The sequence below is a fragment of the Microbacterium capsulatum genome, assembly GCF_030865425.1.
GTDB lineage: Bacteria > Actinomycetota > Actinomycetes > Actinomycetales > Microbacteriaceae > Microbacterium > Microbacterium capsulatum.
This window is the reverse complement of the sequence record NZ_JAVFCB010000002.1, coordinates 161,907-184,948: the sequence shown is the minus strand read 5'-3', so window position 1 is coordinate 184,948 and position 23,042 is coordinate 161,907. Positions and strand designations below refer to the sequence as shown.

At 70.9% G+C, this 23,042-nt stretch carries 21 protein-coding genes and 2 tRNA genes; 2 read left to right on the top strand and 21 right to left on the bottom strand.

All coding sequences use genetic code 11. The features are described 5' to 3' along the window. Window positions 1-36: 36 nt before the first annotated feature. The 9 genes from RBR11_RS03780 to RBR11_RS03740 all read right to left on the bottom strand — a co-directional run bounded on the left by RBR11_RS03780 (window position 37) and on the right by RBR11_RS03740 (window position 8,077). Window positions 37-888, bottom strand: coding sequence for an aldehyde dehydrogenase family protein (locus tag RBR11_RS03780; protein ID WP_308487971.1), 852 nt, complete (start codon window positions 886-888; stop codon window positions 37-39). Further along, window positions 885-2,327 carry an aldehyde dehydrogenase family protein gene (locus tag RBR11_RS03775; RefSeq protein WP_308487970.1) on the bottom strand — a complete coding sequence of 481 codons (1,443 nt, stop codon included), beginning with the start codon at window positions 2,325-2,327 and terminating at the stop codon, window positions 885-887. Before RBR11_RS03775 ends, RBR11_RS03780 begins: the two co-directional genes overlap by 4 nt. A 10-nt stretch (window positions 2,328-2,337) precedes the next feature. After that, window positions 2,338-3,306 carry a deoxyribose-phosphate aldolase gene (gene deoC, locus RBR11_RS03770; protein WP_373889769.1) on the bottom strand — a complete coding sequence of 323 codons (969 nt, stop codon included), beginning with the start codon at window positions 3,304-3,306 and terminating at the stop codon, window positions 2,338-2,340. Between the two features lie 29 nt (window positions 3,307-3,335). Continuing rightward, on the bottom strand, window positions 3,336-4,289 hold the full coding sequence (locus RBR11_RS03765) for a sugar-binding transcriptional regulator (protein ID WP_308487968.1): 954 nt from the start codon (window positions 4,287-4,289) through the stop codon (window positions 3,336-3,338). A gap of 146 nt (window positions 4,290-4,435) precedes the next feature. Next, on the bottom strand, window positions 4,436-5,086 hold the full coding sequence (locus RBR11_RS03760; RefSeq protein WP_308487967.1) for an ATP-dependent Clp protease proteolytic subunit: 651 nt from the start codon (window positions 5,084-5,086) through the stop codon (window positions 4,436-4,438). A gap of 17 nt (window positions 5,087-5,103) precedes the next feature. Continuing rightward, a complete protein-coding gene (locus RBR11_RS03755) occupies window positions 5,104-5,703 on the bottom strand; it encodes an ATP-dependent Clp protease proteolytic subunit (protein ID WP_308487966.1) in 600 nt (199 codons plus the stop codon). An 80-nt stretch (window positions 5,704-5,783) separates the two neighbouring features. Continuing rightward, entirely contained in the window at window positions 5,784-6,278 is a 495-nt protein-coding gene (locus tag RBR11_RS03750) for a tetratricopeptide repeat protein (RefSeq protein ID WP_308487965.1), read from the bottom strand. Window positions 6,279-6,457: 179 nt separating this feature from the next. After that, window positions 6,458-7,939 (bottom strand): trigger factor, encoded by a 1,482-nt coding sequence (tig, locus tag RBR11_RS03745; RefSeq protein ID WP_308487964.1) that lies wholly within the window; start codon window positions 7,937-7,939, stop codon window positions 6,458-6,460. A gap of 64 nt (window positions 7,940-8,003) precedes the next feature. Then, a tRNA-Pro gene (locus RBR11_RS03740) sits at window positions 8,004-8,077 on the bottom strand. A 130-nt stretch (window positions 8,078-8,207) separates the two neighbouring features. On the opposite strand from RBR11_RS03740, the gene RBR11_RS03735 reads away from it, so the two are divergent. Both RBR11_RS03735 and RBR11_RS03730 read left to right on the top strand, forming a co-directional pair. Next, window positions 8,208-8,278: transfer RNA gene (locus RBR11_RS03735), tRNA-Gly, on the top strand. Window positions 8,279-8,314: 36 nt separating this feature from the next. After that, window positions 8,315-9,550, top strand: coding sequence for a hypothetical protein (locus RBR11_RS03730; RefSeq protein WP_308487963.1), 1,236 nt, complete (start codon window positions 8,315-8,317; stop codon window positions 9,548-9,550). Window positions 9,551-9,638: 88 nt separating this feature from the next. Here RBR11_RS03730 and RBR11_RS03725 read toward each other — a convergent pair whose 3' ends face one another. The 12 genes from RBR11_RS03725 to RBR11_RS03670 all read right to left on the bottom strand — a co-directional run bounded on the left by RBR11_RS03725 (window position 9,639) and on the right by RBR11_RS03670 (window position 23,039). Then, on the bottom strand, window positions 9,639-9,995 hold the full coding sequence (locus RBR11_RS03725) for an RNA polymerase-binding protein RbpA (RefSeq protein ID WP_308487962.1): 357 nt from the start codon (window positions 9,993-9,995) through the stop codon (window positions 9,639-9,641). Next, window positions 9,995-10,243: a preprotein translocase subunit SecG gene (gene secG, locus RBR11_RS03720; RefSeq protein WP_308487961.1), complete on the bottom strand. Its 249-nt coding sequence runs from the start codon at window positions 10,241-10,243 to the stop codon at window positions 9,995-9,997. The genes RBR11_RS03725 and secG overlap by 1 nt, the downstream gene beginning before the upstream one ends. Before the next feature lie 87 nt (window positions 10,244-10,330). Then, complete coding sequence (gene tpiA / locus RBR11_RS03715) at window positions 10,331-11,122, bottom strand: triose-phosphate isomerase (RefSeq protein WP_308487960.1); 792 nt, start codon at window positions 11,120-11,122, stop codon at window positions 10,331-10,333. Then, window positions 11,113-12,339, bottom strand: a complete 1,227-nt coding sequence (locus RBR11_RS03710; protein WP_308487959.1) for a phosphoglycerate kinase — start codon at window positions 12,337-12,339, stop codon at window positions 11,113-11,115. Before RBR11_RS03710 ends, tpiA begins: the two co-directional genes overlap by 10 nt. A gap of 10 nt (window positions 12,340-12,349) precedes the next feature. Further along, a complete protein-coding gene (gene gap, locus RBR11_RS03705; protein WP_308487958.1) occupies window positions 12,350-13,360 on the bottom strand; it encodes a type I glyceraldehyde-3-phosphate dehydrogenase in 1,011 nt (336 codons plus the stop codon). Window positions 13,361-13,460: 100 nt separating this feature from the next. Continuing rightward, window positions 13,461-14,087, bottom strand: a complete 627-nt coding sequence (locus RBR11_RS03700) for a superoxide dismutase (protein WP_308487957.1) — start codon at window positions 14,085-14,087, stop codon at window positions 13,461-13,463. Window positions 14,088-14,275: 188 nt separating this feature from the next. Continuing rightward, entirely contained in the window at window positions 14,276-15,253 is a 978-nt protein-coding gene (whiA, locus tag RBR11_RS03695) for a DNA-binding protein WhiA (RefSeq protein ID WP_308487956.1), read from the bottom strand. An 89-nt stretch (window positions 15,254-15,342) separates the two neighbouring features. Further along, entirely contained in the window at window positions 15,343-16,212 is an 870-nt protein-coding gene (rapZ, locus tag RBR11_RS03690) for an RNase adapter RapZ (RefSeq protein WP_308487955.1), read from the bottom strand. 27 nt (window positions 16,213-16,239) lie between these two features. Continuing rightward, window positions 16,240-18,261 (bottom strand): excinuclease ABC subunit UvrC, encoded by a 2,022-nt coding sequence (gene uvrC, locus RBR11_RS03685; protein WP_308487954.1) that lies wholly within the window; start codon window positions 18,259-18,261, stop codon window positions 16,240-16,242. Continuing rightward, window positions 18,261-21,179 (bottom strand): excinuclease ABC subunit UvrA, encoded by a 2,919-nt coding sequence (gene uvrA / locus RBR11_RS03680; RefSeq protein WP_308487953.1) that lies wholly within the window; start codon window positions 21,177-21,179, stop codon window positions 18,261-18,263. The genes uvrC and uvrA overlap by 1 nt, the downstream gene beginning before the upstream one ends. A gap of 46 nt (window positions 21,180-21,225) precedes the next feature. Continuing rightward, window positions 21,226-21,735 carry a hypothetical protein gene (locus tag RBR11_RS03675; RefSeq protein WP_308487952.1) on the bottom strand — a complete coding sequence of 170 codons (510 nt, stop codon included), beginning with the start codon at window positions 21,733-21,735 and terminating at the stop codon, window positions 21,226-21,228. Then, on the bottom strand, window positions 21,732-23,039 hold the full coding sequence (locus tag RBR11_RS03670; protein ID WP_308487951.1) for a DUF58 domain-containing protein: 1,308 nt from the start codon (window positions 23,037-23,039) through the stop codon (window positions 21,732-21,734). Before RBR11_RS03670 ends, RBR11_RS03675 begins: the two co-directional genes overlap by 4 nt. Window positions 23,040-23,042: the final 3 nt, after the last annotated feature.

Sequence of the window (23,042 nt, the reverse complement as noted above, 5' to 3'; positions counted from 1 at the left end):
CCCAGGGACATCGCTCGCGTCGGAGGACGTGTCAGATCACAACATGCTCTTCGGGTGCCAGACCGTCTTGACTTCCGTGAACGCCGCGATCCGCTGCGGGGAGGCGACGACCTCGCCCGGCGGGAGCACGCGCTTGAGCGTGTCGGCGGCCGCGATCTGCAGGTCGACCCACTCCAGGGATCCGGCACCGGCGAGGTCGAGAGCGTTGACGTCGGCGTGCGCGGCCAGCCACGGAGTCAGCTCCGCCGGTGATCCGGTGAGCACGTTCACGACGCCGCCGGGGACGTCGCTGGTCGCGAGCACCTCGGCGAGGCTGATCGCCGACAGCGGGTGCCGCTCGCTCGCGACGACGACGACGGTGCTCCCGGCGACGAGTGCCGGGGCGACCACGGAGACGAGGCCGAGCAGCGCGGAGTCCTGCGGCGCCACGATCGCGACGACGCCGGTCGGCTCCGGGGCGGAGATGTTGAAGTAGGCGCCCGCCACCGGGTTCAGGTTGCCGGCGACCTGCGCGTATTTGTCGCACCAGCCCGCGTACCAGACCCAGAGGTCGATCGCCTCGTCGACCTGCGCCGAAGCGACGGCCGCGGAGACGCCCTGCTGCGCGACGATCTCGTCCGCGAACTGCGCCTTGCGCCCCTCGAGCACCTCGGCCACCCGGTAGAGGACCTGGCCGCGGTTGTACGCGGTCGCCTTGGCCCAGCCGGCCTGCGCCGCACGCGCGGCCTGCACCGCGTCGCGGGCGTCCTTGCGCGACGCCTTCGCCGCGTTCGCCAGGAACGCTCCCTGGGGGGTGGCCACCTCGTACGTGCGGCCGGACTCGCTGCGCGGGAACGCCCCGCCGATCGCGAGCTTGTACGTCTTCGGCACGGTCAGTCGCGCGCTCATGCTGCGGATCCCTTCAGGTAGCCGGCGAGGCCGTGCTTGCCGCCCTCGCGGCCGTAGCCCGACTCCTTGTATCCGCCGAACGGGCTCGACGGGTCGAAGCGGTTGAACGTGTTCGCCCACACCACGCCCGCGCGCAGGCGGTCGGCGACGGCGAGGATCCGGGATCCCTTGTCGGTCCAGATGCCCGCGGACAAGCCGTACGGGGTGTTGTTCGCCTTCGCGATCGCCTCGGCCGGGGTGCGGAAGGTCAGCACGGAGAGCACCGGACCGAACACCTCCTCGCGGGCGATGCGGTGGGACGCCTCGACGCCGGTGAAGATCGTCGGCGCGAACCAGAAGCCCTTCTCCGGGATCACGCAGTCGGCCGTCCAGCGCTCGGCGCCCTCGTCCTCGCCGACCTGGCTGAGCTCGCGGATCCGCGCCAGCTGCTCCGCCGAGTTGATCGCTCCGATGTCGGTGTTCTTGTCCAGCGGGTCGCCCATGCGCAGGGTCGACAGCCGCGACTTCAGCCGGTCGATGACCTCGTCGTGGACCGATTCCTGCACGAGAAGGCGGCTGCCGGCGCAGCACACGTGCCCCTGGTTGAAGAAGATGCCGTTGACGATCCCCTCGATGGCCTGGTCGATCGGCGCGTCGTCGAAGACGATGTTCGCCGCCTTGCCGCCGAGCTCGAGCGTGAGGCTCTTGCCGGTGCCGGCCACCGTGCGGGCGATCTCGCGGCCGACGCCGGTGGATCCGGTGAAGGCCACCTTGTCGACGTCGGGGTGGCGCACCAGGGCGGCACCGGTGGCGCCGGCACCGGTGACGATGTTCACGACGCCCGCGGGCAGGTCGGCCTGCTGCAGGATCTCCGCGAAGATGAGCGCGGTCAGCGGCGTCGTCTCGGCGGGCTTCAGCACGACCGTGTTGCCGGCGGCGAGCGCCGGGGCGAGCTTCCACGCCAGCATGAGCAGCGGGAAGTTCCACGGGATGACCTGACCGGCGACCCCGTGCGCCTTCGGGTTCGGGCCGACGCCGGCGTAGTCGAGCTTGTCCGCCCAGCCGGCGTAGTAGAAGAACCAGGCGGCCACGAGCGGCACGTCGACGTCGCGGCTCTCCTTGATCGGCTTGCCGTTGTCGAGGCTCTCCGCCACGGCGAGCTCCCTGGCGCGCTCCTGCACGAGGCGCGCGATCCGGAACAGGTACTTGCCGCGGTCGCGGCCGCTCATCTTCGACCACACCTTCGTGTAGGCGCGGCGGGCCGCGGCGACGGCGAGGTCGACGTCCTCGTCGGACGCGTGCGCGATGGTCGCGATCCGCGACTCGTCCGCCGGCGAGATCGTGCCGAACGATCCGCCGCGCCCCTCGACGAACTCGCCGTCGATGAACAGGCCGTACTCGTCCTTCAGGGTGAGGATGCTCCGCGACTCGGGCGCGGGCGCGTATTCCAGGAATCCCATTGCGGGCCTCTCAGTCGATCGTGACGTAGTCGGGGCCGGAGTAGTGGCCGGTGGTCAGCTTCTGGCGCTGCAGCAGCACGTCGTTGAGCAGGCTGGACGCGCCGAAGCGGAACAGGTGCGGCTGCAGCCATTCCTCCCCCACGGTCTCCGCGACGTGCACGAGGTACTTCACCGCGTCCTTCGAGGTGCGGATCCCGCCGGCCGGCTTCACGCCGATGCGCTCGCCGGTGATCCGGTGCCAGTCGCGCACGGCCTCGAGCATGAGCAGCGTGACCGGCAGGGTCGCGGCCGGCTGCACCTTGCCGGTGGAGGTCTTGATGAAGTCGCCGCCGGCGAGGATCCCCAGCCAGGACGCGCGCTTGATGTTGTCGTAGGTGTTCAGTTCGCCGGTCTCGAGGATGATCTTGAGCGAGGCGGTGGTGCCGTCCTCGCGGCGGCAGGCCTCCTTGACCTCGACGATCTGGTCGAACACCTGGCCGTAGCGGCCGGCGAGGAACGCCCCGCGGTCGATGACCATGTCGATCTCGTCCGCGCCCGCCTCGACCGCGTCACGCGTGTCGGCGAGCTTGACCGCGAGCGAGGCGCGGCCGCTGGGGAACGCCGTCGCCACGGCGGCGACGGAGATGCCGCCGTGATCCGGGTCGCCGTGCCGCGCGCCGAGCGCTTCGACCGCATACGGCACCATGTCGCCGTAGACGCACACGGCGGCCACGGACGGGCAGGACGGATCCGCCGCGTCCGGCAGCTTGGCCTTCGACACGAGCGAGCGCACCTTGCCCGGGGTGTCCGCACCCTCCAGCGTGGTGAGGTCGATGAGGCGGATGATCGTGTCCAGGGCCCACGCCTTCGACGTGGTCTTGATGGACCGGGTGCCGAGGCCGGCGGATCGCTGCTCCAGTCCCACGGCGTCCACGCCGGGGAGCCCGTGCAGGAAGCGGCGCAGGGTCAGGTCGTCGGGTTCACCGCCGAGCACCTGCAGCGCGGTGCGCCGGGCGAGTTCGGTCGTCGTCACTCTTCCTCCAGGAGGGTTCGGGCGGTCGCCTCGTCGGTGACCACCATCGTGCACAGGTTCGCGGTCACCACGGTGCGGGCGATGTCGTGCTTCGACTCCCCCGCGGTGACGAAGACGGAGGTGCGCGCGGCGCGCAGCCGGTCCAGATCCAGCCCGACCGTGCGGGCGTCGAGCTCGGGGTCGACGATGTTGCCGTCCGCGTCGATGTAACGGCCGAGCACGTCGCCGACCGCGCCGCGGCGGGCGAGCTCGTCGATGTCGGCGACGCTGAGGTAGCCGTTCTCGACGTGCGCGGATCCGGCGTCGCACACACCGGCCGTGAACAGATAGGCGTCGGCGTGCGCGGCCTGCTCGAGCACGCCCGCGACGGTGCGGTCCCGCTCGATCGCCTGCTTGGTCTCCAGCCGCTCCAGGATCGCGGGGCTCGGCAGCAGCGCGACGTGCCCGGACGCGCGCTGCGCGATCGTGGCGGCCAGCGAGGCGGCGCCGCCGGGGCGGCGGTTCACGCTCACGCCGCCGTTCATCTGCACGACGGTGACGCCGCGCGCCCAGCCGTCGGGCAGGCGGTCGGCGACGGCGGTGAGGGTGCGCCCCCAGCTCACGCCGAGCGTCTTCGGCACCGGGCGGAGCGCGGTGAGATGATCTGCGGCGCCCTGCGCGACCCGGCCGAGGGTCTCCGCGTCGGTGCCGCCGTTCGGCACGACGACGGCGTCCGTCAGACCGAAGCGGGCGCGCAGCTCGCGCTCGATGCCGAGCTTGCGGGCCCGGGGGTGCACGATCTCGATCCGGACGATCCCATCGGCTCGCGCCTGCTGCAGGAGGCGGCCGACCTTCCAGCGGGAGATGCCGAGGAGCCCGCCGATCTCGTCCTGCGTCTTGTCCTCGTCGTAGTACAGCTCGGCGACGCGGACGGCGAGCAGCTCGTCGTCGTCGATCGTGCCCCGGGCCATGCTGAGAGACTACCGCCCGACACACGCACGCGCGCTGTTCTGCTCATATGAGCAGGCGCCCCCACTCACCCGCGCAACCGCGGGCGGACGCGGAAGGGCGGCCCGGAATCGATCCGGACCGCCCCGTGTCACCGTGGACGCGTGCCTCAGTTCAGCGGCTGGCGCTTGCGGCTGGACAACACCTGGTCGACGATGCCGTACTCCTTGGCCTGCTCGGCCGAGAGGATGTTGTCGCGGTCGATGTCGCGGTTGACCTTCTCGACGGGCTGACCGGTGTGCCTGGCCATGGTCTCCTCGAGCCAGGTGCGCATGCGCATGATCTCGTTCGCCTGGATCTCGATGTCCGAGGCCTGACCCTGGCCGGCCTCGCCCATCGCCGGCTGGTGCATCAGCACGCGCGCGTTCGGCAGCGCCAGGCGCTTTCCGGGGGCGCCCGCGGCGAGCAGCACCGAGGCGGCCGACGCGGCCTGACCGAGGACGACCGTCTGGATCTGCGGCGCGACGTACTGCATCGTGTCGTAGATCGCCGTCATCGCGGTGAAGGATCCGCCGGGCGAGTTGATGTACATCGTGATGTCGCGCTCGGAGTCCTGGCTCTCCAGGACGAGCAGCTGCGCCATCACGTCGTCGGCGGACGCGTCGTCGACCTGCACGCCGAGGAAGATCACGCGGTCCTCGAACAGCTTGTTGTACGGGTCCTGGCGCTTGAAGCCGTAGGCCGTGCGCTCCTCGAACTGGGGCAGGACGTAGCGGCTCGAGGGAAGGGTGCCGGCGGAGCGGAACGTGGGTGTGTACATGGGTGTCCTCTCCTGCCTTACTTGTCCGCGCCGTTGGCGCCCGTGCCGCCGCCGCCGTGCACGTCGCTCGCGTGCTCGCGCATGTGGTCGACGAAGCCGTACTCGAGCGCCTCCGCGGCGGAGAACCAGCGGTCCCGGTCGCCGTCCGCGTTGATCTGCTCCACGGTCTTGCCGGTCTGCGAGGCGGTGATCTCGGCGAGGCGCTTCTTCATGTCGAGGATCAGCTGCGCCTGCGTCTGGATGTCGCTCGCGGTGCCCCCGAAGCCGCCGTGCGGCTGGTGCAGCAGCACACGTGCGTTCGGCGTGATGTAGCGCTTGCCCTTGGTGCCGCTGGTGAGCAGCAGCTGGCCCATCGAGGCGGCCATGCCGATGCCGACCGTGACGATGTCGTTCGGGACGAACTGCATGGTGTCGTAGATCGCCATGCCGGCGGTGATCGATCCGCCGGGCGAATTGATGTAGAGGTAGATGTCCTTCTCGGGGTCCTCTGCGGCGAGAAGGAGGATCTTGGCGCAGATCTCGTTGGCGTTCTCGTCCCGCACCTCGGATCCCAGCCAGATGATGCGATCCTTGAGCAGCCTGTCGAAGACGCTCGTCGCGACCAGGGGTTCAGCCATTTCCGCTCCTGTTTCCGTGTTCGGTGGTTCGAATCTACCGGCGGCGACGCGAGCGCCCGGCCGTGTTCGCCGTCGGCATATCAGGCGTCGCCGCCGCCGAGCGCCCGCGCGTAGGCGGTCATGGACCGGTGGTACCGGGGCATGTGCGGGACGAGCGCCAGGATCGCGACCTCGAGGCCGCGCTCCGGTCGGCCGGCGCTGGCGAGTGCGAGCGCATGCATCGCGGCGATCGCATCGCGGTACGGCGAATCGGGATCCGCGGCGTGCTCCGCGGAGATGAGTTCGAGCGCGCCCTCCACGTCCCCCAGATTGCGCAGCGAGCTGGCCAGCTGGATGGTCGCCTGAGCGCGGCGATCGTCGTCCAGACCCCGCTCCAGCGCGAGACGGTACAGCGGCACGGCCTCGTCCGGACGGCCGGCGGAGTCGCGGGCGCCCGCCCGCTCGAACAGCGCCTCCGCATCGCCCGGATCGCGCTCGGCCGCGAGCGCGTCGATCCGCGCGATCACCTCGTCGTCGACGAGCCCGCCCGCGGCAGCCTCCCAGACTGCTCCGATCCGTTCCTGCCAGTCGTCCATGTCACTCCTCGATGTCGACTCCCGGTCGTCGAGCGACGCTTCGACTCGCTGCGCTCGGTCAGTGCCGGTCTCCGCGAGACGAAACGCCGCCCCCGTCAAGCTGGTCGGGAACGGCGTTTCGTCTCAGTCGCCCTTCGGGCGTCTTCGCTCAACAACCCCAGAAATGGGGGTGCGTCTGCTTACTCGGCGTCGGCCGCCTTCTTGGCCGGAGCCTTCTTCGCCGGAGCCTTCTTGGCGGCGGGCTTCTTCTCCTCGGCCGGGGCCTCGGCGTCGTCCGCGACCTTGGCGGCGGGCTTCTTGGCCGGGGCCTTCTTCGCCGGGGCCTTCTTGGCGGCCGGCTTCTTCTCCTCGGCCGGGGCCTCGGCGGTCTCCTCGGCCTCGTCCTCGTCCGCGACGAAGCCGGTCAGGTCGACGGCCTTGCCGTTGCTGTCCACGACGGTGACCTTGCCCAGCGCGACCGCGAGGGCCTTGTTGCGGGCGACCTCGCCGACGAGCACGGGCAGCTGGTTCGCGGACTGCAGCGCCTCGACGAACTCCTGCGGAGCCATGCCGTACTGCGCGGCGGACTGGATCAGGTACTGGCTGAGCTCGTCCTGCGAGACCTGGACGTTGGCGTCCTCGGCGATCGCGTCGAGCAGCACCTGGGTCTTGAACTGCTTGGTGCTGGCCTCGGTGACCTCGGCGCGGTGCTCCTCGTCCTCGAGGCGGCCCTCCTGCTCGAGGTGGTTGTGCACCTCGTCCTCGATGAGCTGCGGCGGGACCGGGATCTCGATCTGCTCGAGCAGGGTCTCGACGAGCTTGTCGCGCGCCGCGGACGCCTGCGTGAACACGCCCTGCTGGGCGACGCTCTCGCCGAGGCTCTCGCGGAGCTCGGCGATGGTGTCGAACTCGCTCGCGATCTGCGCGAAGTCGTCGTCGGCCTCGGGGAGCTCGCGCTCCTTGACGGCCTTGACGGTCACGGCGACCTCGGCCTCCTCGCCGGCGTGGTCGCCGCCGACGAGCGTCGAGCGGAAGGTGGTGTCCTCACCGGCGGTGAGCGAGTCGATCGCGTCGTCGATGCCCTCGAGCAGCTCGCCGGAGCCGATCTCGTAGGAGACGCCGTCGGCGCGGTCGATCTCGGCGCCGTCGATGGTCGCGACCAGGTCGAGCTCGACGAAGTCGCCGGCCTTGGCGGGGCGGTCCACCGGCACGAGGGTGCCGAAGCGGGCACGCAGGCGGTCCAGCTCGGCGTCCAGCGCCGCGTCGTCGGCCTCGACGGCGTCGACGGTCACCGTGATGCCGTCGAGCGCGGGGACCTCGATCTCGGGACGGACGTCGACCTCGATCTCGACCTTGAGGTCACCGGTGAAGTCCTTCTCGCTGGGCCACTCGACGACCTCGGCCGACGGGCGGCCGACGATGCGGAGGTTGTGCTCGAGCGAGGCCGCGCGGAAGAAGGTGTCCAGGCCCTCGTTGACCGCGTGCTCGATGACGGCGCCACGGCCGACGCGCTGGTCGATGATCGGTGCGGGCACCTTGCCCTTGCGGAAGCCGGGGATCTGCACGTCCTGCGCGATGTGCTCGTAGGCGTGCTCGATGCTGGGCTTGAGGTCCTCGGGGGTGACCGTGATGTGGAGCTTGACCCGGGTCGGGGCAAGCTTCTCGACGGTGCTGTTCGCCATGCTGGTGTGTTCTCCTTGTGAATGTCCCACGCGGTTGACGGGCGCGGGTGCGACGTCGTGGACGTCGGGGCGACAGGATTTGAACCTGCGACCTCCCGCTCCCAAAGCGGGCGCTCTACCAAGCTGAGCTACGCCCCGGGTAGGAACCCGCGCGCGCGGGAACGGCCCACAAGAGTCTAACGGAACGGAGCACGCCCGGCGGTCCGCTATGCTCGTAGGAGTCGGAGGCGTCAAGCCCCGACCGGTCCCTGAGCTTGCCGAAGGGCCCGGGGGTGTAGCTCAATGGTAGAGTCCCAGTCTTCCAAACTGGTAGTGCGGGTTCGATTCCCGTCACCCCCTCTCTGATACGAATCGACGCCGATCGACAGGACATCGATGACCGATCCGCTCGCCACCTCCCCCGGCGGCATGAGCGCGGATCACGTCCTTCCGCTGCGGTTCTCCGGGTCGGCCTCGGCCGCGGATCCCCTCCGGCCGCGCCATCCGCGGAACCGCCGGACCGCGCGCATCTGGGCGCTGTCGATCCTCGGCGTGCTCCTGCTCTCGGGCGGATTCGTCGGCGCGCAGATCGCCACCTCGAGCGGATACGACGACGCCCGCGCGAGCCTCAGGCAGGCGCAGACCGCGCAGGACGCCACGATCGGGCAGACGCGCACAGTGCTCGCGCGGAGCGGCGCCGCGACGACGACCGCCACGGCCGTGCTCGCAGCACCGGGCACGGGTCTCCTCGCGGATGCCGACCGTGCGACGCTCACCGCCGCCGACGAGAGCGTGAAGAAGCAGGCGACGGCGGCCACCGCGCTGATCCCGCCCGCACACGCCGCGACGCCCGCGAAGCCGTTCTGGTTCTGGGAGTCGATCGCGGCCGCGGACCGGATTCGCACGGAGACCGCCGACGCCCGTCGGAGCGCGAAAGCCCTTTCGGCCGCGGAGACGAAGCTCGGCGAGGCGACGAAGGCGCTGCAGGCCTCCGGCACCGCCGCGGTGACCGCGGCGGCGGACCGGGCGGCCGGCGCGGAGGCCGCGAACGTGCCGGCGGCCAACGACAGCGTGCTGACACTGCGCAGCTCGGTCGCCGAGGTGAAGGACCTCGCTCCGCAGTTCCAGGACCAGCTCGCCAGCGTGTACCCGGGCCTGGTCGTCGCCGTGCAGAAGCTGCAGCAGTCGCATGCGGACACCCTCTCCGCCGAGTCCGGCCCGCTGTTCGACTCGCGGCAGCAGATCGAGGCGTTCGCGCGGTCGCTCGCGCCCGGGGTGTTGATCGACTTCCATTGGGCGGAGCTGGTCAACGGCCTCGGCGGCCCGAACAACTATCTGTCCGGCGAGACCGCATGGTGGTACGACCAGGGCGGATACGCGTCGATCCGGCTGTCCGACTCGATCGCCGAGGACTGGCCGAGCGACGCCGCGCATGCGATCGTCGCGCACGAGGTCGGCCACGCGATCACCGTCCGCTGCAAGGGCATGTACGACGCCACGAACCACCAGACCGCGGAGGCCTGGGCGACCGCGTGGGCGATCAGCATGGGCTTCACGAACGACGCCAACGGCACCTCCGCGTACGGCGCCCCGCCGGCTTCGCTCATCGCGACCGCCGCGACCTGCCGCTGATCCGGGTCCGCCGCCTGCGGATCCGGATCCGTCCCGGCAACGACGAGAGTCCCCGCCGAAGCAGGGGCTCTCGATGCTGCCAGAAGCGTCAGCGCTGTCCGCGGCGCTCGCGCAGCTGGACGAGGGCGTCCTCGAGCAGCTGCTCGGCCTCCTCGTCGGTGCGGCGCTCCTTCACGTACGCGAGGTGCGTCTTGTAGGGCTCCGCCTTGGCGATCTCCGGCGGGTTCGCCTTGTCGCGCCCGGCCGGAAGGCCGGAGTGCGGGTGGTCGATGATGTCCGGGATCTCCTCCTCGGGCAGGCCCGCCGCGAAGTACCGCACGGTCTCGTTGCCGAGCCCGTCCCAGTACGAGATCGCGATGCGGTCGGCGTGGTAGCCGTGGTCCTGCTCGCCCATCGGGCCGGAGCCCACACGGGTGCCCCGGATCGCGTTTCCGCCCGTCGCCATCAGATCACCTCGAACTTCGTGATGAGGCCCAGTGCCACGATGGACACGAACCAGACCAGTGCCAGGACCACCGTGAACCGGTTGAGGTTGCGCTCCGCCAGTCCGGAGGATCCGACGGCGGAGGACATGCCGCCGCCGAACATGTCGGACAGGCCCCCTCCGCGCCCCTTGTGGAGCAGGATCAGAAGGGTCAGCAGCACGCTGGTGATGCCCAGCAGCACCTGCAGGATGAACTGGAGAATATCCACGGATCGGCCTTTCGCTCGGGCCCCGTCGGTCGTTCGGGGGCCCGGGTAACGGTCAATTATACGTCGAGGGCGCGATGCGCCCCTGGCTCACACCCCGACGTGCTTCTGATAGCGCACGATCGAGGCGAACTCGTCGACCACGAGGCTGGCGCCTCCGACGAGCGCGCCGTCCACGTCCGGCTCGCGCATGAACGCGGCGATGTTCGCCGCCTTCACCGAGCCGCCGTAGAGGATCCGCGTCCGCGCGGCCGCCTCTTCCCCGACGGTCTTCGCGATCACGCCGCGCAACACGGCGCAGACGTCCTGCGCCTGCTGCGGAGTGGCAGCCTGGCCGGAGCCGATCGCCCAGACCGGCTCGTAGGCGACCACGATGTCCGCGTTCGCGGGGAGCCCGGCGAGGGCCGCCTCGAGCTGCCCGGCGGGAACGGCGCTCGCGCCGAACTCCTCCAGGTCCTCGGCGGTCTCGCCGACGCAGATCACCGGCACGAGGCCGTGCTTGAGCGCCGCGCGGGTCTTCGCCGCCACGACCTCGTCGGACTCGGCGTGGTACTCGCGCCGCTCCGAGTGGCCGATGATGACGTAGCGTGCGTCGAGCTTCGCGAGGAACGCGCCGGAGATCTCGCCGGTGTAGGCGCCGGAGTCGTTCGCGGACACGTCCTGCGCGCCGAACGCGAACGGGATCCGGTCGGCGTCGATGAGTGTCTGCACGCTGCGCAGGTCGGTGAACGGCGGGAACACCGCGACCTCGACCGTGCCGTCCTCGTGCTTGGCGTCCTTCAGCGTCCAGTGCAGCTTCTGCACGAACGCGACCGCCTGCAGGTGGTCGAGGTTCATCTTCCAGTTGCCCGCGATCAGCGGGGTCCGATTGTTCACGCCCATCCGAGCACCTCCAGGCCGGGAAGCTTCTTGCCCTCGAGGAACTCCAGGCTCGCGCCTCCGCCCGTCGAGATGTGACCGAACTGGTCGTCGGCGAAGCCGAGCTGGCGCACCGCGGCGGCGGAGTCGCCGCCGCCGACGACGCTGAGACCGTCGGTCTCGGTGAGCGCCTCGGCGATCGCCTTCGTGCCGGCGGCGAACGCCGGGAACTCGAAGACGCCCATCGGGCCGTTCCAGAACACGGTCCTGGAGCCGCGGATCGCCTCGGCGAAGCGCGCGGCGGTGTCGGGTCCGATGTCGAGGCCGATGCCGGAGGCGCCGAACGAGGTCTGCTCGATCGCGTCCGCCGCGGCGGTCTCGTGCGCGGCGTCGGCCGCGAACGAGGCGGCGACGACCACGTCGGTGGGGAGCACGAGCTCCACGCCCCGCTCCTTCGCCTCCGCGATGTACCCGCGCACGGTGTCCAGCTGGTCCTTCTCCAGGAGACTGGACGCGACCGCGTGACCCTCCGCCGCGAGGAACGTGAACAGCATGCCGCCGCCGACCAGCAGACGGTCGACGCGGGGCAGCAGGTGCGAGATCACGCCGAGCTTGTCGGACACCTTGGATCCGCCGAGTACGACCGTGTAGGGGCGCTCCGGGTTCTCGGTGAGGCGGTCCAGGACCTTCAGCTCGGCCTCGATGAGCAGGCCCGCCGCGGAGGGCAGCAGCTCGGCGAGGTCGTAGACGCTGGCCTGCTTGCGGTGCACGACGCCGAAGCCGTCGGAGACGAACGCATCGCCCAGGGCGGCGAGCTGCTCGGCGAACGCGCGGCGCTCCGCGTCGTCCTTCGAGGTCTCCCCCGGGTTGAAGCGGAGGTTCTCCAGCACGACGACGCCGCCGGGCTGCAGGGCGGCGACGGCGGCCTGCGCCGAATCGCCGACCGTGTCCGTGGCGAACGCCACCGGCTGCCCGAGAAGCTCGCCGAGACGGCGGGCGGCCGGGACGAGGCTGTACTGCGGATCCGGGGATCCATCCGGGCGGCCCAGGTGCGAGCAGACGATCACACGGGCGCCCTGGTCGATCAGGGCCTGGAGGGTCGGCACCGACGCGCGAACGCGGCCATCGTCCGTGATGACCCCGTCCCGGAGCGGGACGTTGAGGTCACAACGGACGATGACGCGCGTTCCGTCGAGCGAACCGACCGAATCGGCGAGGGATTCGAGGGTGCGCAGAGTCATGTGTCTGAGCTTAGAGGCGCTCGGCGACGTACTCGGTCAGGTCCACGAGCCGGTTCGAGTAGCCCCACTCGTTGTCGTACCAGCTGGAGACCTTGACGAGGTTGCCGGCGACGTTGGTGAGGCCGGCGTCGAAGACCGAGGAGTGCGGGTTCTGCTGGATGTCGCTCGACACGATCGGGTCTTCGTTGTACTGCAGGTAGCCCTGCAGGCGGCCCTCCGCGGCGGCCGCACGGTATGCGGCGTTGACCTCGTCGACGGTCAGGTCGTCGCGCTCGGTGACGAGCGTCAGGTCGACGATCGAGCCGGTGGGGACCGGGACGCGGTAGGAGGATCCGCTGAGCTTGCCGTCGAGCTCCGGGAGGACCAGCCCGATGGCCTTGGCGGCGCCGGTCGAGGCCGGGACGATGTTGATCGCGGCGGCGCGGGCGCGGTGCAGGTCGCTGTGCGGACCGTCCTGGAGGTTCTGGTCGGCGGTGTACGCGTGCGCGGTCATCATGAAGCCGCGCTCGATGCCGAACGCGTCGTTGAAGACCTTGGCGAGCGGCGCGAGGGCGTTCGTGGTGCAGGACGCGTTGGAGATGATGTGGTGGTTGGCCGCGTCGTAGGTCTCCTCGTTGACGCCGACGACGAACGTGCCGTCCGCGCCGGTCGCCGGAGCGGAGATGATGACCTTCTTCGCGCCGCCCGCGATGTGCTTGGCGGCGTCCTCGGCCTTGGTGAAGCGGCCGGTCGACTCGATGACGATGTCGACGCCCAGGTCGGCCCACGGCAGGGCGGCGGGGTCGCGCTCCGCGAGGACCTTGATCGTCTTGCCGTCGACCGTGATGGTGTCGCCGTCGTAGGAGACGTCCGCGTTCAGCACACCTCCGACGGAGTCGTACTTCAGCAGGTGCGCGAGAGCCTTCGGATCGGTGAGGTCGTTCACCGCGACGATCTCGAGATCGGCGTGCTGCGAGAGAGCCGCGCGAAGGTAATTCCGTCCGATTCGGCCGAAGCCGTTGATACCGATCTTGACAGACACGAAAGTCTCCTGGTTCTTACTCAAGGAAGTGCGTGATTCTTGCGGATTGCACGGACAACGGCGTCCTGATGGGCTTCACGCCCATCAGGACGCCCATCTTTTACGACAGTACCAGCAGTCCGTTGGTCTTCTCGCGCGCAGCCTCGAAACGGTTCGACACGTTCTCCCAGTTGGCGATGTTCCACGCCGCCTTGACGTAGTCCGCCTTGACGTTCAGGTAGTCGAGGTAGAAGGCGTGCTCCCACATGTCGAGCTGGAACAGCGGGACCGTGCCCTGGGCGGTGTTGCCCTGCTGGTCGAACAGCTGCTGGATGATCAGGCGGGCGCCGATCGGGTCCCAGCTGAGCACGGACCAGCCCGAGCCCTGGATGCCCATGGCCGCGGCGGTGAAGTGGGCCTGGAACTTCTCGAACGAGCCGAAGAACTCGTCGATGGCCGCCTTCAGCTCGCCCTCCGGCTGGCCGCCGCCGTTCGGCGACAGGTTGGTCCAGAAGATCGAGTGGTTGACGTGACCGCCGAGGTGGAACGCCAGGTCCTTCTCCAGGCGGTTCACGTTCGCCAGGTTGCCGGTCTCGCGCGCCTCGGCGAGACCGTCGAGCGCCGCATTCGCACCGGCGACGTAGGCGGCGTGGTGCTTGTCATGGTGCAGTTCCATGATCTTGCCGCTGATGTGCGGCTCGAGGGCCGCGAAGTCGTACGGAAGGTCGGGCAGCGTGTAAGTCGCCATGTCGATGTCATCCAATCCGCGCCGCGCTCGCGGCGCTTGCCGGTCCCCCGTGGCGCCTTGGTGCGCCGCGGGGCGGACGTCTCCATCCTATCGACGGCAACCCTCGCGACGAGGGGATCCTTCCCGGTATGACGAACGGATCCGGGCGGCCGGCACGGCCTTTCCGCAGGCCGGAATCCGGCGGCGGATCAGAGCTCGATGCCGGCGGGGACCGCAGCCTCGGTCCCGGGGATCCCATCGGTCTGCGCGCGCTTGTCGGCCATCGCCAGCAGGCGCCGGATCCGGCCTGCGACCGCGTCCTTCGTGAGCGGCGGCTCGGCGTGGTGGCCGAGCTCGTCGAGGCTCGCGTCACGGTGCGCGAGGCGCAGCTCGCCGGCGGTGCGCAGGTGGTCGGGGACCTCGTCGCCGAGGATCTCCAGGGCGCGCTCGACGCGGGCGCACGCGGCGACGGCGGCCTGCGCGGAGCGGCGCAGGTTCGCGTCGTCGAAGTTGACGAGCCTGTTGACGCCGGCCCGCACCTCGCGGCGCTGGCGCATCTCCTCCCACGCGGCGGCGGTCTTGTTCGCGCCCATGAGCGCGAGCAGGGCACGGATGCCCTCGGCCTCGCGGATCACGACGCGCGGCATGCCGCGGACCTCGCGGGCCTTCGCGGCGATGCCGATCCGGTGCGCGGCGCCGACGAGCGCCATAGCGGCCTCCGACGAGGGGCAGGCGACTTCGAGCACGGCCGAGCGGCCGGGCTCGCTGAGCGCACCGGCGGCGAGGAAGGCGCCGCGCCAGAGACCGGCGAGCTCGTCGCGGGAGCCGGTGGTGAGACGGTTGGGCAGGCCGCGCACGGGGCGGCGGCGCTGGTCGAGGAGCCCGGTCTGACGCGCGAGGGTCTCCCCCGCGCCGATCACGCGGACGGCGAACTTCGCGCCGTCGTGCGTGGACGCGCCCTGGATCGGGGCGATCTCGGGGCGGACGCCGAAGAGCTCGGCGAGGTCGCGGGCCACGCGGCGCGCGAGCAGTTCGGCGTCGACCTCTGCCTCGACGGCGATCCGGTTGGCGATCTGGTGCAGCCCGCCGGCGAACCTCAGCACGGCCGTCACCTCCGCGACGCGCACCGTGGGCGGTGCGTTCCGGATGCTGACGAGCTCTGCCTTGACGTCGGTGGTGAGTGCCACGGGTCTCCTTCTCTCGGGCAGCGCCGGATCGCGACGCAAGGGATCAGCTTACCCGGCCGGAAGCTCTCATGACGGCCGGGCGCGGCCGCTCACTCGCGTCCGAGATCCCGGTGCCGCACGGTCACGGCGACCCCGGGCGTCTGCGCGAGCCGCCGCGCCAGCTCCTCCGCCATCGCGACGGAGCGGTGCTTGCCGCCCGTGCACCCCACCGCGACCGTGGAGTGGCTCTTGTTCTCGCGCTGGTAGCCGTCCAGGACCGGCCGGAGGGCGCTCGAGTACGCGTCGAGGAACTCCTGCGCCCCGTCGCGGGTGAGCACGTAGTCGCTGACCTCGGAGTCGAGCCCGGTGGATCCGCGCAGCTCGTCGATCCAGAACGGGTTCGGCAGGAACCGCATGTCGGCGACGAGGTCGGCGTCGGAGGGCAGCCCGTACTTGAAACCGAAGCTGATGATCGTGAGCTTGTGCCGCGCCACCCCCTCCTCGGTGAAGACCTCGGTGACTTTGTTCGCGAGCTGGTGCACGTTGAAGTTCGACGTGTCGATGATGATGTCGGCCGCCTCGCGCAACGGGGCGACGCGGGTGCGCTCGGTGCGGATGCCGTCGAGCAGCGTGCCGTCGCCCTGCAATGGGTGCGGGCGCCGCACCGACTCGAAGCGGCGCACGAGCACGTCGTCGGCGGCGTCGAGGAAGACGACCTGCACGGATCCGTGCTCGCGCAGCGCCCTGGCCACGCCGGGGAAGCCGTCGAACAGATCCCGGCCGCGCACGTCGACGACGGCCGCGACCTTGGGGATCGCCGCCCCGCCGAGGTTGGCGAGATCGAGCAGCGGCCGCAGCATCTGCGGCGGGAGGTTGTCCACGACGTACCAGCCGAGATCCTCCAGCACGTTCGCGACGGTCGAGCGTCCCGCGCCCGACATTCCGGTGACGATCAGGAACTCACCCTGGTCGGCGCTCATGTGCTGTCCTCCTCGCTCGGGAACAGCCTAGCGACGCTCCGCGGTCTCCGCGTCACCGATGCGGGCGGCCTCCTCGTCCAGGCCGTCGTCGCCGGGTCCGTCGTCTTCGGCGGGTCCTCCGGGCGCGACGCCGGCGCGGGCGGGGCCGGCAAGGTGGACCCGGATCGCCTCGGCGAGCGCCGGCCCGATGCCCGGGACCTCCTGGATCTCGTCGGCCCCGGCACGGCGCAGCGCCGCGACGGATCCGAAGTGCCGCAGCAGCGCCTTGATCCGCGCGCCGCCGAGCCCCGGCACCTCGCCGAGGATCGAGGCGATGTCGCGTTTGCGGCGCTTGCGCTGATGCGTGATCGCGAACCGGTGCGCCTCGTCGCGCAGGCGCTGCACGAGATACAGCGCTTCGCTCGTGCGCGGCAGGATGACCGGGTAGTCGTCGCCCGGCAGCCAGAGCTCCTCGAGCCGCTTCGCGATGCCGCACAGCCCGATCTCCGTCCGCCCCGCGTCGCGCAGGGCCCGCGCCGCCGCCTCGACCTGCGGCTTGCCGCCGTCGACGATGAGCAGCTGCGGCGGATAGGCGAAGCGCGGCTTGCGGCGCTCGGTGACGACGATCTCTTCTCCGTCCTCGGTGAGGCGCACGGGCTCGCCCGGCTCCGCCGGCTCCTCGGGCGCGTCGATGTGCGCGAGCCGCCGGCGCAGCACCTGGTACATCGAGTCGGTGTCATCGGTGGTCTCGGCGATGTTGAACGAGCGGTACTGGTCCTTGCGGGGCAGGCCGTCCTCGAACACCACCATCGACGCGACGACGTTCGTGCCGCCGAGGTGGGAGATGTCGAAGCACTCGATCCGCAGCGGCGCCTCGTCGAGGCCGAGGGCCTCCTGCAGGTCGGTGAGCGCCTGGGTGCGCGTCGTGTAGTCGCTCGAACGCCGCGTCTTGTGCCGGATCAGGGCCTGCTGGGCGTTCAGGGTCGCGGTGCGCATGAGCTCGGCGCGCTGCCCGCGCTGGGCGACGGCGATCTCGACCTTCCTGCCGCGGCGCTCCCGCAGCCACTCCTCGAGTTCGGCGGTGTCGTCGGGCAGGGCCGGCACGAGCACCCGGCGCGGCACCTGCTCCCCGCTCGCCTCGCCGTAGACGCGCTGCAGGATCTGGTCGACGAGCTCGGCGCCGGTGATGTCGATCTCCTTGTCGAGGGTCGACGCGCGCACGCCTCGGACACGTCCACCGCGGATCACGAAGTGCTGGATCGCGGCGGACAGCTCGTCCTCGGCGATGCCGAACAGGTCCGCGTCCTCGTCCTGCGGGAGCACGAGGGCGCTGCGGCCGAGCACCGCCTCGATCGAGGCGAGCTGGTCGCGGTACTTCGCGGCGCTCTCGTAGTCCATCGCCGCCGACGCCTCGTGCATCCGTCGGGTCAGATCGCGGGTGAACCGCTCGTCGCCGCCCTCCATGAACGCGATGAAGTCGTCGACCATGGCCCGGTGCTCGGCGATCGTGACGGTCATCGAGCACGGCCCGCCGCACTTGCCGATCTGCCCGGGGAAGCACGGCCGCCCGGTCTGCATCGCCTTGCGGTAGCTCGCGTCGCTGCAGGTGCGGATCGGGAAGACCTTGATCATCAGGTCGATCGTGTCGTGCACCGCCCACACCTTCGGGTACGGGCCGAAGTACTTCGCTCCCGGGATCCGGCGGTTGCGGGTCACGATCACACGCGGCGCCTCGTCCGCCAGCGTGATCGCCATGAACGGGTAGGACTTGTCGTCCTTGTAGCGCACGTTGAACGGCGGATCGAACTCCTTGATCCACATGTACTCGAGCTGAAGCGAGTCCACGTCGGTGGGTACGACGGTCCACTCCACGGACGCCGCGGTGGTGACCATGCGCCGGGTGCGCTCGTGCAGGGTGCGCAGCGGGGCGAAGTAGTTCGACAGCCGCTGGCGCAGGTTCTTCGCCTTGCCGACGTACAGCACCCGGCCCTGGGCGTCGCGGAACCGGTACACGCCGGGGTCGGTCGGGATCTCCCCCGGCTGCGGCTTGTACGGGAGCTCTGTCGCCATCAGCCCGCCTTGCGCTCGAGCACCCGCCGCGCGCCCGGCCGCCCCGCGGCCGCGGCGCCGTGCAGGATCTCCGCGAGGAACGCGCCCGTGTGGCTGTCCTCATTGCGGGCGACCTGCTCGGGCGTCCCCGTGGCGATGATCTGCCCGCCGCCGGATCCGCCTTCGGGCCCGAGGTCGATCACCCAGTCCGCCGACTTGATCACGTCGAGGTTGTGCTCGATCACGATGACGGTGTTGCCCTTGTCGACGAGGCTGTTCAGCACCTCGAGGAGCTTGCGCACGTCCTCGAAATGCAGTCCGGTGGTCGGCTCGTCGAGCACGTAGATGCTGCGGCCGTTCGAGCGGCGCTGGAGCTCGGTCGCGAGCTTGACGCGCTGCGCCTCGCCGCCGGAGAGGGTGGTCGCCGACTGGCCGAGACGCACGTAGCCGAGGCCGACGTCGACGAGGGTCTTCATGTACCGGTGGATCGCCTGGATCGGCTCGAAGAACTCCGCCGCCTCCTCGATCGGCATCTCCAGCACCTCGGCGATGTTCTTGCCCTTGTAGTGCACGGCGAGGGTGTCGCGGTTGTACCGCTTGCCGTGGCAGACCTCGCAGTCGACGTACACGTCGGGCAGGAAGTTCATCTCGATCTTGATCGTGCCGTCGCCCGAGCACGCCTCGCAGCGGCCGCCCTTGACGTTGAAGCTGAACCGGCCGGGCTGGTAGCCGCGGACCTTCGCCTCGGGCGTCTCGCTGAACAGCGTGCGGATCCGGTCGAACACGCCCGTGTAGGTGGCCGGGTTCGACCGCGGGGTGCGGCCGATCGGCGCCTGGTCGACGTGCACGACCTTGTCCAGGTTGTCCAGGCCCGTGACCCTGGTGTGCTTGCCGGGGACCGTGCGGGCACCGTTCAGTCGCGCGGCGAGCACCCGGTACAGGATGTCGTTCACGAGGGAGGACTTGCCGGATCCGCTCACGCCGGTGACCGCGGTGAGCACGCCGAGCGGGAACTCCGCCGTGACGTTCTGGAGATTGTTCTCCTTCGCGCCGACCACGCTGAGCACGCGCTTGCGGTCGATCTTGCGGCGCTTGGCGGGCGTGGCGATCTCGCGCCGCCCGGCGAGGTAGTCGCCGGTCATCGAGTTCCGGTCGTGCAGCAGCGCCTCGTACGGGCCCGAGTGCACCACGACGCCGCCGCCGACGCCCGCGCCCGGGCCGATGTCGACGACCCAGTCCGCGGCCTCGATGGTCTCCTCGTCGTGCTCGACGACGATCAGGGTGTTGCCGAGGTCGCGCAGGGTGAGCAGCGTCTCGATGAGGCGCCGGTTGTCGCGCTGGTGCAGGCCGATCGACGGCTCGTCGAGCACGTAGAGCACACCGGTGAGACCGGATCCGATCTGCGTCGCGAGGCGGATGCGCTGCGCCTCGCCGCCGGAGAGGGATCCCGCCGAGCGGCTGAGGTTCAGGTACGACAGGCCCACCTGCAGCAGGAAGTCGAGCCGGAGCCGGATCTCGCGGAGCACTTGAGCTGCGATCTTCGCCTCGCGCGGGGTGAGCTCGAGGCGCGCCATGAACTCCTGCGCCTCGGCGAGGCTCTTGTGCGAGACCGCGGCGATCGAGTGCCCGTGCACGCGCACGGCGAGCACCTCGGGCTTGAGCCGGTCGCCGTCGCAGACCGGGCACGGCACCTCGCGGAGGTACTCGCCCCAGCGGCTGCGCTGGGTGTCGCTCTCCGCCTGCTGGTACTGCCGCTCGATGTAGGGCACGACGCCCTCGAAGCCGGACGAGTACCGCATCTCGCGGCCGTACCGGTTCTTCCACTTCACGGTGACCTTGTAGTTCTCTCCGTGCAGCACGGCCTGCTTCACGTCGGAGTGCAGCTGGTGCCAGGGCGTGTCGAGCGAGAAGTCGAGGTCGGCGGCGAGCCCCTCGAGCAGCCGCTCGTAGTACTGGAACAGTCCCTTGCCCTGCGTGGTCCACGGCAGGATCGCGCCCTCGCGGATCGACAGGCCCTCGTCGCCGAGCATGAGGTCGACGTCCACCGACATCCGGGTGCCGAGGCCGGAGCAGGCGGGGCAGGCGCCGAACGGCGCGTTGAACGAGAACGTGCGCGGCTCGATCTCGGTGAGGGTGATCGGGTGCCCGTTCGGGCAGGCGAGCTTCTCGGAGAACGACTGCCAGGCGTCGTCGCCCTCCTCGTCCACGAAGTTGACCTGCACCACGCCGCCGGCGAGGCCCAGCGCGGTCTCGACGGAGTCGGTGACGCGCCCGAGGATGTCGGGGGCGGCGACGAGGCGGTCGACGACCACGCCGATGTCGTGCTTGTAGCTCTTCTTCAGCACGGGCGGCTCGGCGAGCTGGATCATCTCGCCGTCCACGATGGCGCGCGCGTAGCCCTTCGCGCCGAGCTCGCGGAACAGGTCGACGAACTCGCCCTTCTTCTGGCTGACGACCGGCGCGACGATCTGGTACCGGGTGCGCTCGGGCAGCTCCATGAGCTGGTCGGCGATCTGCTGCACGGTCTGCCGCTGGATCCGCTCGCCGCACTGCGGGCAGTGCGGAACGCCGATGCGCGCCCAGAGCAGGCGCATGTAGTCGTAGATCTCGGTGATCGTGCCGACGGTCGAGCGCGGGTTGCGGTTGGTCGACTTCTGGTCGATCGACACGGCGGGGCTCAGCCCCTCGATGAAGTCGACGTCGGGGCGGTCGACCTGACCGAGGAACTGCCGGGCGTACGCGCTCAGCGACTCCACGTAGCGGCGCTGGCCCTCGGCGAAGATCGTGTCGAAGGCGAGGCTGGACTTCCCGGATCCGGACAGGCCGGTGAACACGACGAGCGAGTCACGCGGGATCTCGAGGTCGACGTTGCGGAGGTTGTGGACGCGGGCTCCGCGGACGCTGAGTCTTCCGGGGGTGGTTACGGGTACGATCGGCACCCGTCAAGTCTAGGAGCGGCCTCCGACATCGGCTCCGGACCCCCGGTCAGGGCGCCGGAGACACCCGGAGCACGAGGGCCGCTGCGCCCAGCAGCAGGACGGCGCCGAGGGGCGCCAGCCAGTCGAGCCCCGGCCCGCCCAGGGGCGGGACGAGCAGCGTCATCACGGCTGCGACGGCCTGCGCGGCGACCTGGATCAGCAGCAGCCGGCGCAGCGACGGCAGCATCAGTGCGAATCGGATCCGGGAGCGCCAGGGCGCCGCCCACGCCCAGGCGGCGAGCACGTGGGCGACGTGGATCACCAGGATCGCCAGCACCGTGCGGCCCGCCGAGGCCGGGGTCAGGACGATCCCGAGCGGCAGGCACGCGATGCCCGCCCACGCGATCAGGGACCGCGGGACGATCACGGAGACGAGCGCGGCGGCGACCGCCAGGCTCCGCCACACCGGAGACGGGTTCAGCGCCAGCGCTGCGCCGATGATCACGGCCGCGGACACCAGTCGCAGCAGGGGCACCGGCACGGACCCGGAGACCAGCAGCTGGTTCCGCCGGGTCATCGCCGTCCTCCCCTGCCCCTGTCGCGCAGCGCGCGGCGCGCGGCGATCCGCAGCTGGATGCCCGCGTCCGCCGACCAGGCGACGACGTCGATGCCGGCGCCGCGCAGATCCGCGAACATCCCCGCGCGCTCCAGCAGCAGTGTGCGCATCGCGAGCCCCTGTGCGGCGGTGAGCCGATCCGCACGCGGCACCGGCAGCACGTCGATCGCGACGACGGCGTGGCCGCTCGCCCGCCACCGCAGCGCCAGGTCGGCGGCGGCCCCGTCGAAGAACGTGGAGAGCACGAACACGATCGACCCGGGCGGCATCGGCGGGGTGCGCCGGTAGCGCGAGCCGTCGCCGCTCACCCCGGTCGAGGCGATCACGCCGCGCAGCCGCTCGAGATGCCGGGATCCGGATCCGCCCCGGACCGAGCGCCCGCCCGGGGCGAGCGCGTGGAAGGCGACCCGGTCGCCGCCGTCGACGGCGGCCGCGGCGAGCGACAGCGCGGCCTCGCGGCCGAGGTCCAGCGACGTGACGCCGCTGCGCGCGCTCGCCCCCTGGCCCCAGGTCGCGGCGACCTCGCCGAGATCGTCCGCGGTGTCCAGCACGATCACCGCCGAGCTCTCGCTGAGCGCGTTCGTCCGCCGCACGAGCAGGTCGCCGGGGCGCCGGGCCAGCCGGGCGGTGGCCCGCCAGTCCACACGGCGCAGCTCGTCGCCGGGCGCGAACGGGTGGATGTCGCGGAAGTCGCCGCCCGATCCCGGCCGGACGCCCTCATGGGCCCCGTGCAGCCCGCTCAGCCGCGGGGAGACGGGGAGCCCGGCGATCCGCCGCACGACCGGCGCCGCGTTCCACATCGCCCGCAGGCGCGGGGTCGGCTCGCTCATCCACAGGCCGTCGTGGTGCATGGCGCGGGCGGTCACGGCGAGCGCCTCGCCGGGGCCCGAGTGCAGGAGACGGGTGCGCGTCCGGATCGGGTCGGCGGGACCGGTCTCCGCCTCCCCCGTCCGCTCCCCGCCCTGATCCACCGCGAGCTGGATCCACTCCGCCGCGGTGGCCGCCTCGATCGTGCCGGCGACCGAGGAGTCCTCGCTCGCGTCGGCCTCGAGGGTCAGGGCGAGGTCCACGGACGGCGCGACCGGCGGACGCAGCAGCGCCCACACGGCGGCCAGTGCGAGCGGGAGCCCGAGCGCGATCACGTCCGGTCGGCCGAAGAGCAGCCCGAGCCCGGCGGAGAGCACCGCGCCGGCGAGCGCGAGGGCGAGCACGGGCGTGCGCCGCCAGCGCAGCGGCGCACTCATCGTCTCGCGGGCCTGGATCATCGG

Coding starts and splice junctions, on each gene's coding strand:
- RBR11_RS03780 (WP_308487971.1), bottom strand. CDS start 888: ATGAGCGCGCGACTGACCGTGCCGAAGACGTACAAGCTCGCGATCGGC.
- RBR11_RS03775 (WP_308487970.1), bottom strand. CDS start 2,327: ATGGGATTCCTGGAATACGCGCCCGCGCCCGAGTCGCGGAGCATCCTC.
- RBR11_RS03765 (WP_308487968.1), bottom strand. CDS start 4,289: ATGGCCCGGGGCACGATCGACGACGACGAGCTGCTCGCCGTCCGCGTC.
- RBR11_RS03760 (WP_308487967.1), bottom strand. CDS start 5,086: ATGTACACACCCACGTTCCGCTCCGCCGGCACCCTTCCCTCGAGCCGC.
- RBR11_RS03755 (WP_308487966.1), bottom strand. CDS start 5,703: ATGGCTGAACCCCTGGTCGCGACGAGCGTCTTCGACAGGCTGCTCAAG.
- RBR11_RS03750 (WP_308487965.1), bottom strand. CDS start 6,278: ATGGACGACTGGCAGGAACGGATCGGAGCAGTCTGGGAGGCTGCCGCG.
- tig (WP_308487964.1), bottom strand. CDS start 7,939: ATGGCGAACAGCACCGTCGAGAAGCTTGCCCCGACCCGGGTCAAGCTC.
- RBR11_RS03730 (WP_308487963.1), top strand. CDS start 8,315: ATGACCGATCCGCTCGCCACCTCCCCCGGCGGCATGAGCGCGGATCAC.
- RBR11_RS03725 (WP_308487962.1), bottom strand. CDS start 9,995: ATGGCGACGGGCGGAAACGCGATCCGGGGCACCCGTGTGGGCTCCGGC.
- tpiA (WP_308487960.1), bottom strand. CDS start 11,122: ATGGGCGTGAACAATCGGACCCCGCTGATCGCGGGCAACTGGAAGATG.
- RBR11_RS03710 (WP_308487959.1), bottom strand. CDS start 12,339: ATGACTCTGCGCACCCTCGAATCCCTCGCCGATTCGGTCGGTTCGCTC.
- RBR11_RS03700 (WP_308487957.1), bottom strand. CDS start 14,087: ATGGCGACTTACACGCTGCCCGACCTTCCGTACGACTTCGCGGCCCTC.
- rapZ (WP_308487955.1), bottom strand. CDS start 16,212: ATGAGCGCCGACCAGGGTGAGTTCCTGATCGTCACCGGAATGTCGGGC.
- uvrC (WP_308487954.1), bottom strand. CDS start 18,261: ATGGCGACAGAGCTCCCGTACAAGCCGCAGCCGGGGGAGATCCCGACC.
- RBR11_RS03675 (WP_308487952.1), bottom strand. CDS start 21,735: ATGACCCGGCGGAACCAGCTGCTGGTCTCCGGGTCCGTGCCGGTGCCC.
- RBR11_RS03670 (WP_308487951.1), bottom strand. CDS start 23,039: ATGATCCAGGCCCGCGAGACGATGAGTGCGCCGCTGCGCTGGCGGCGC.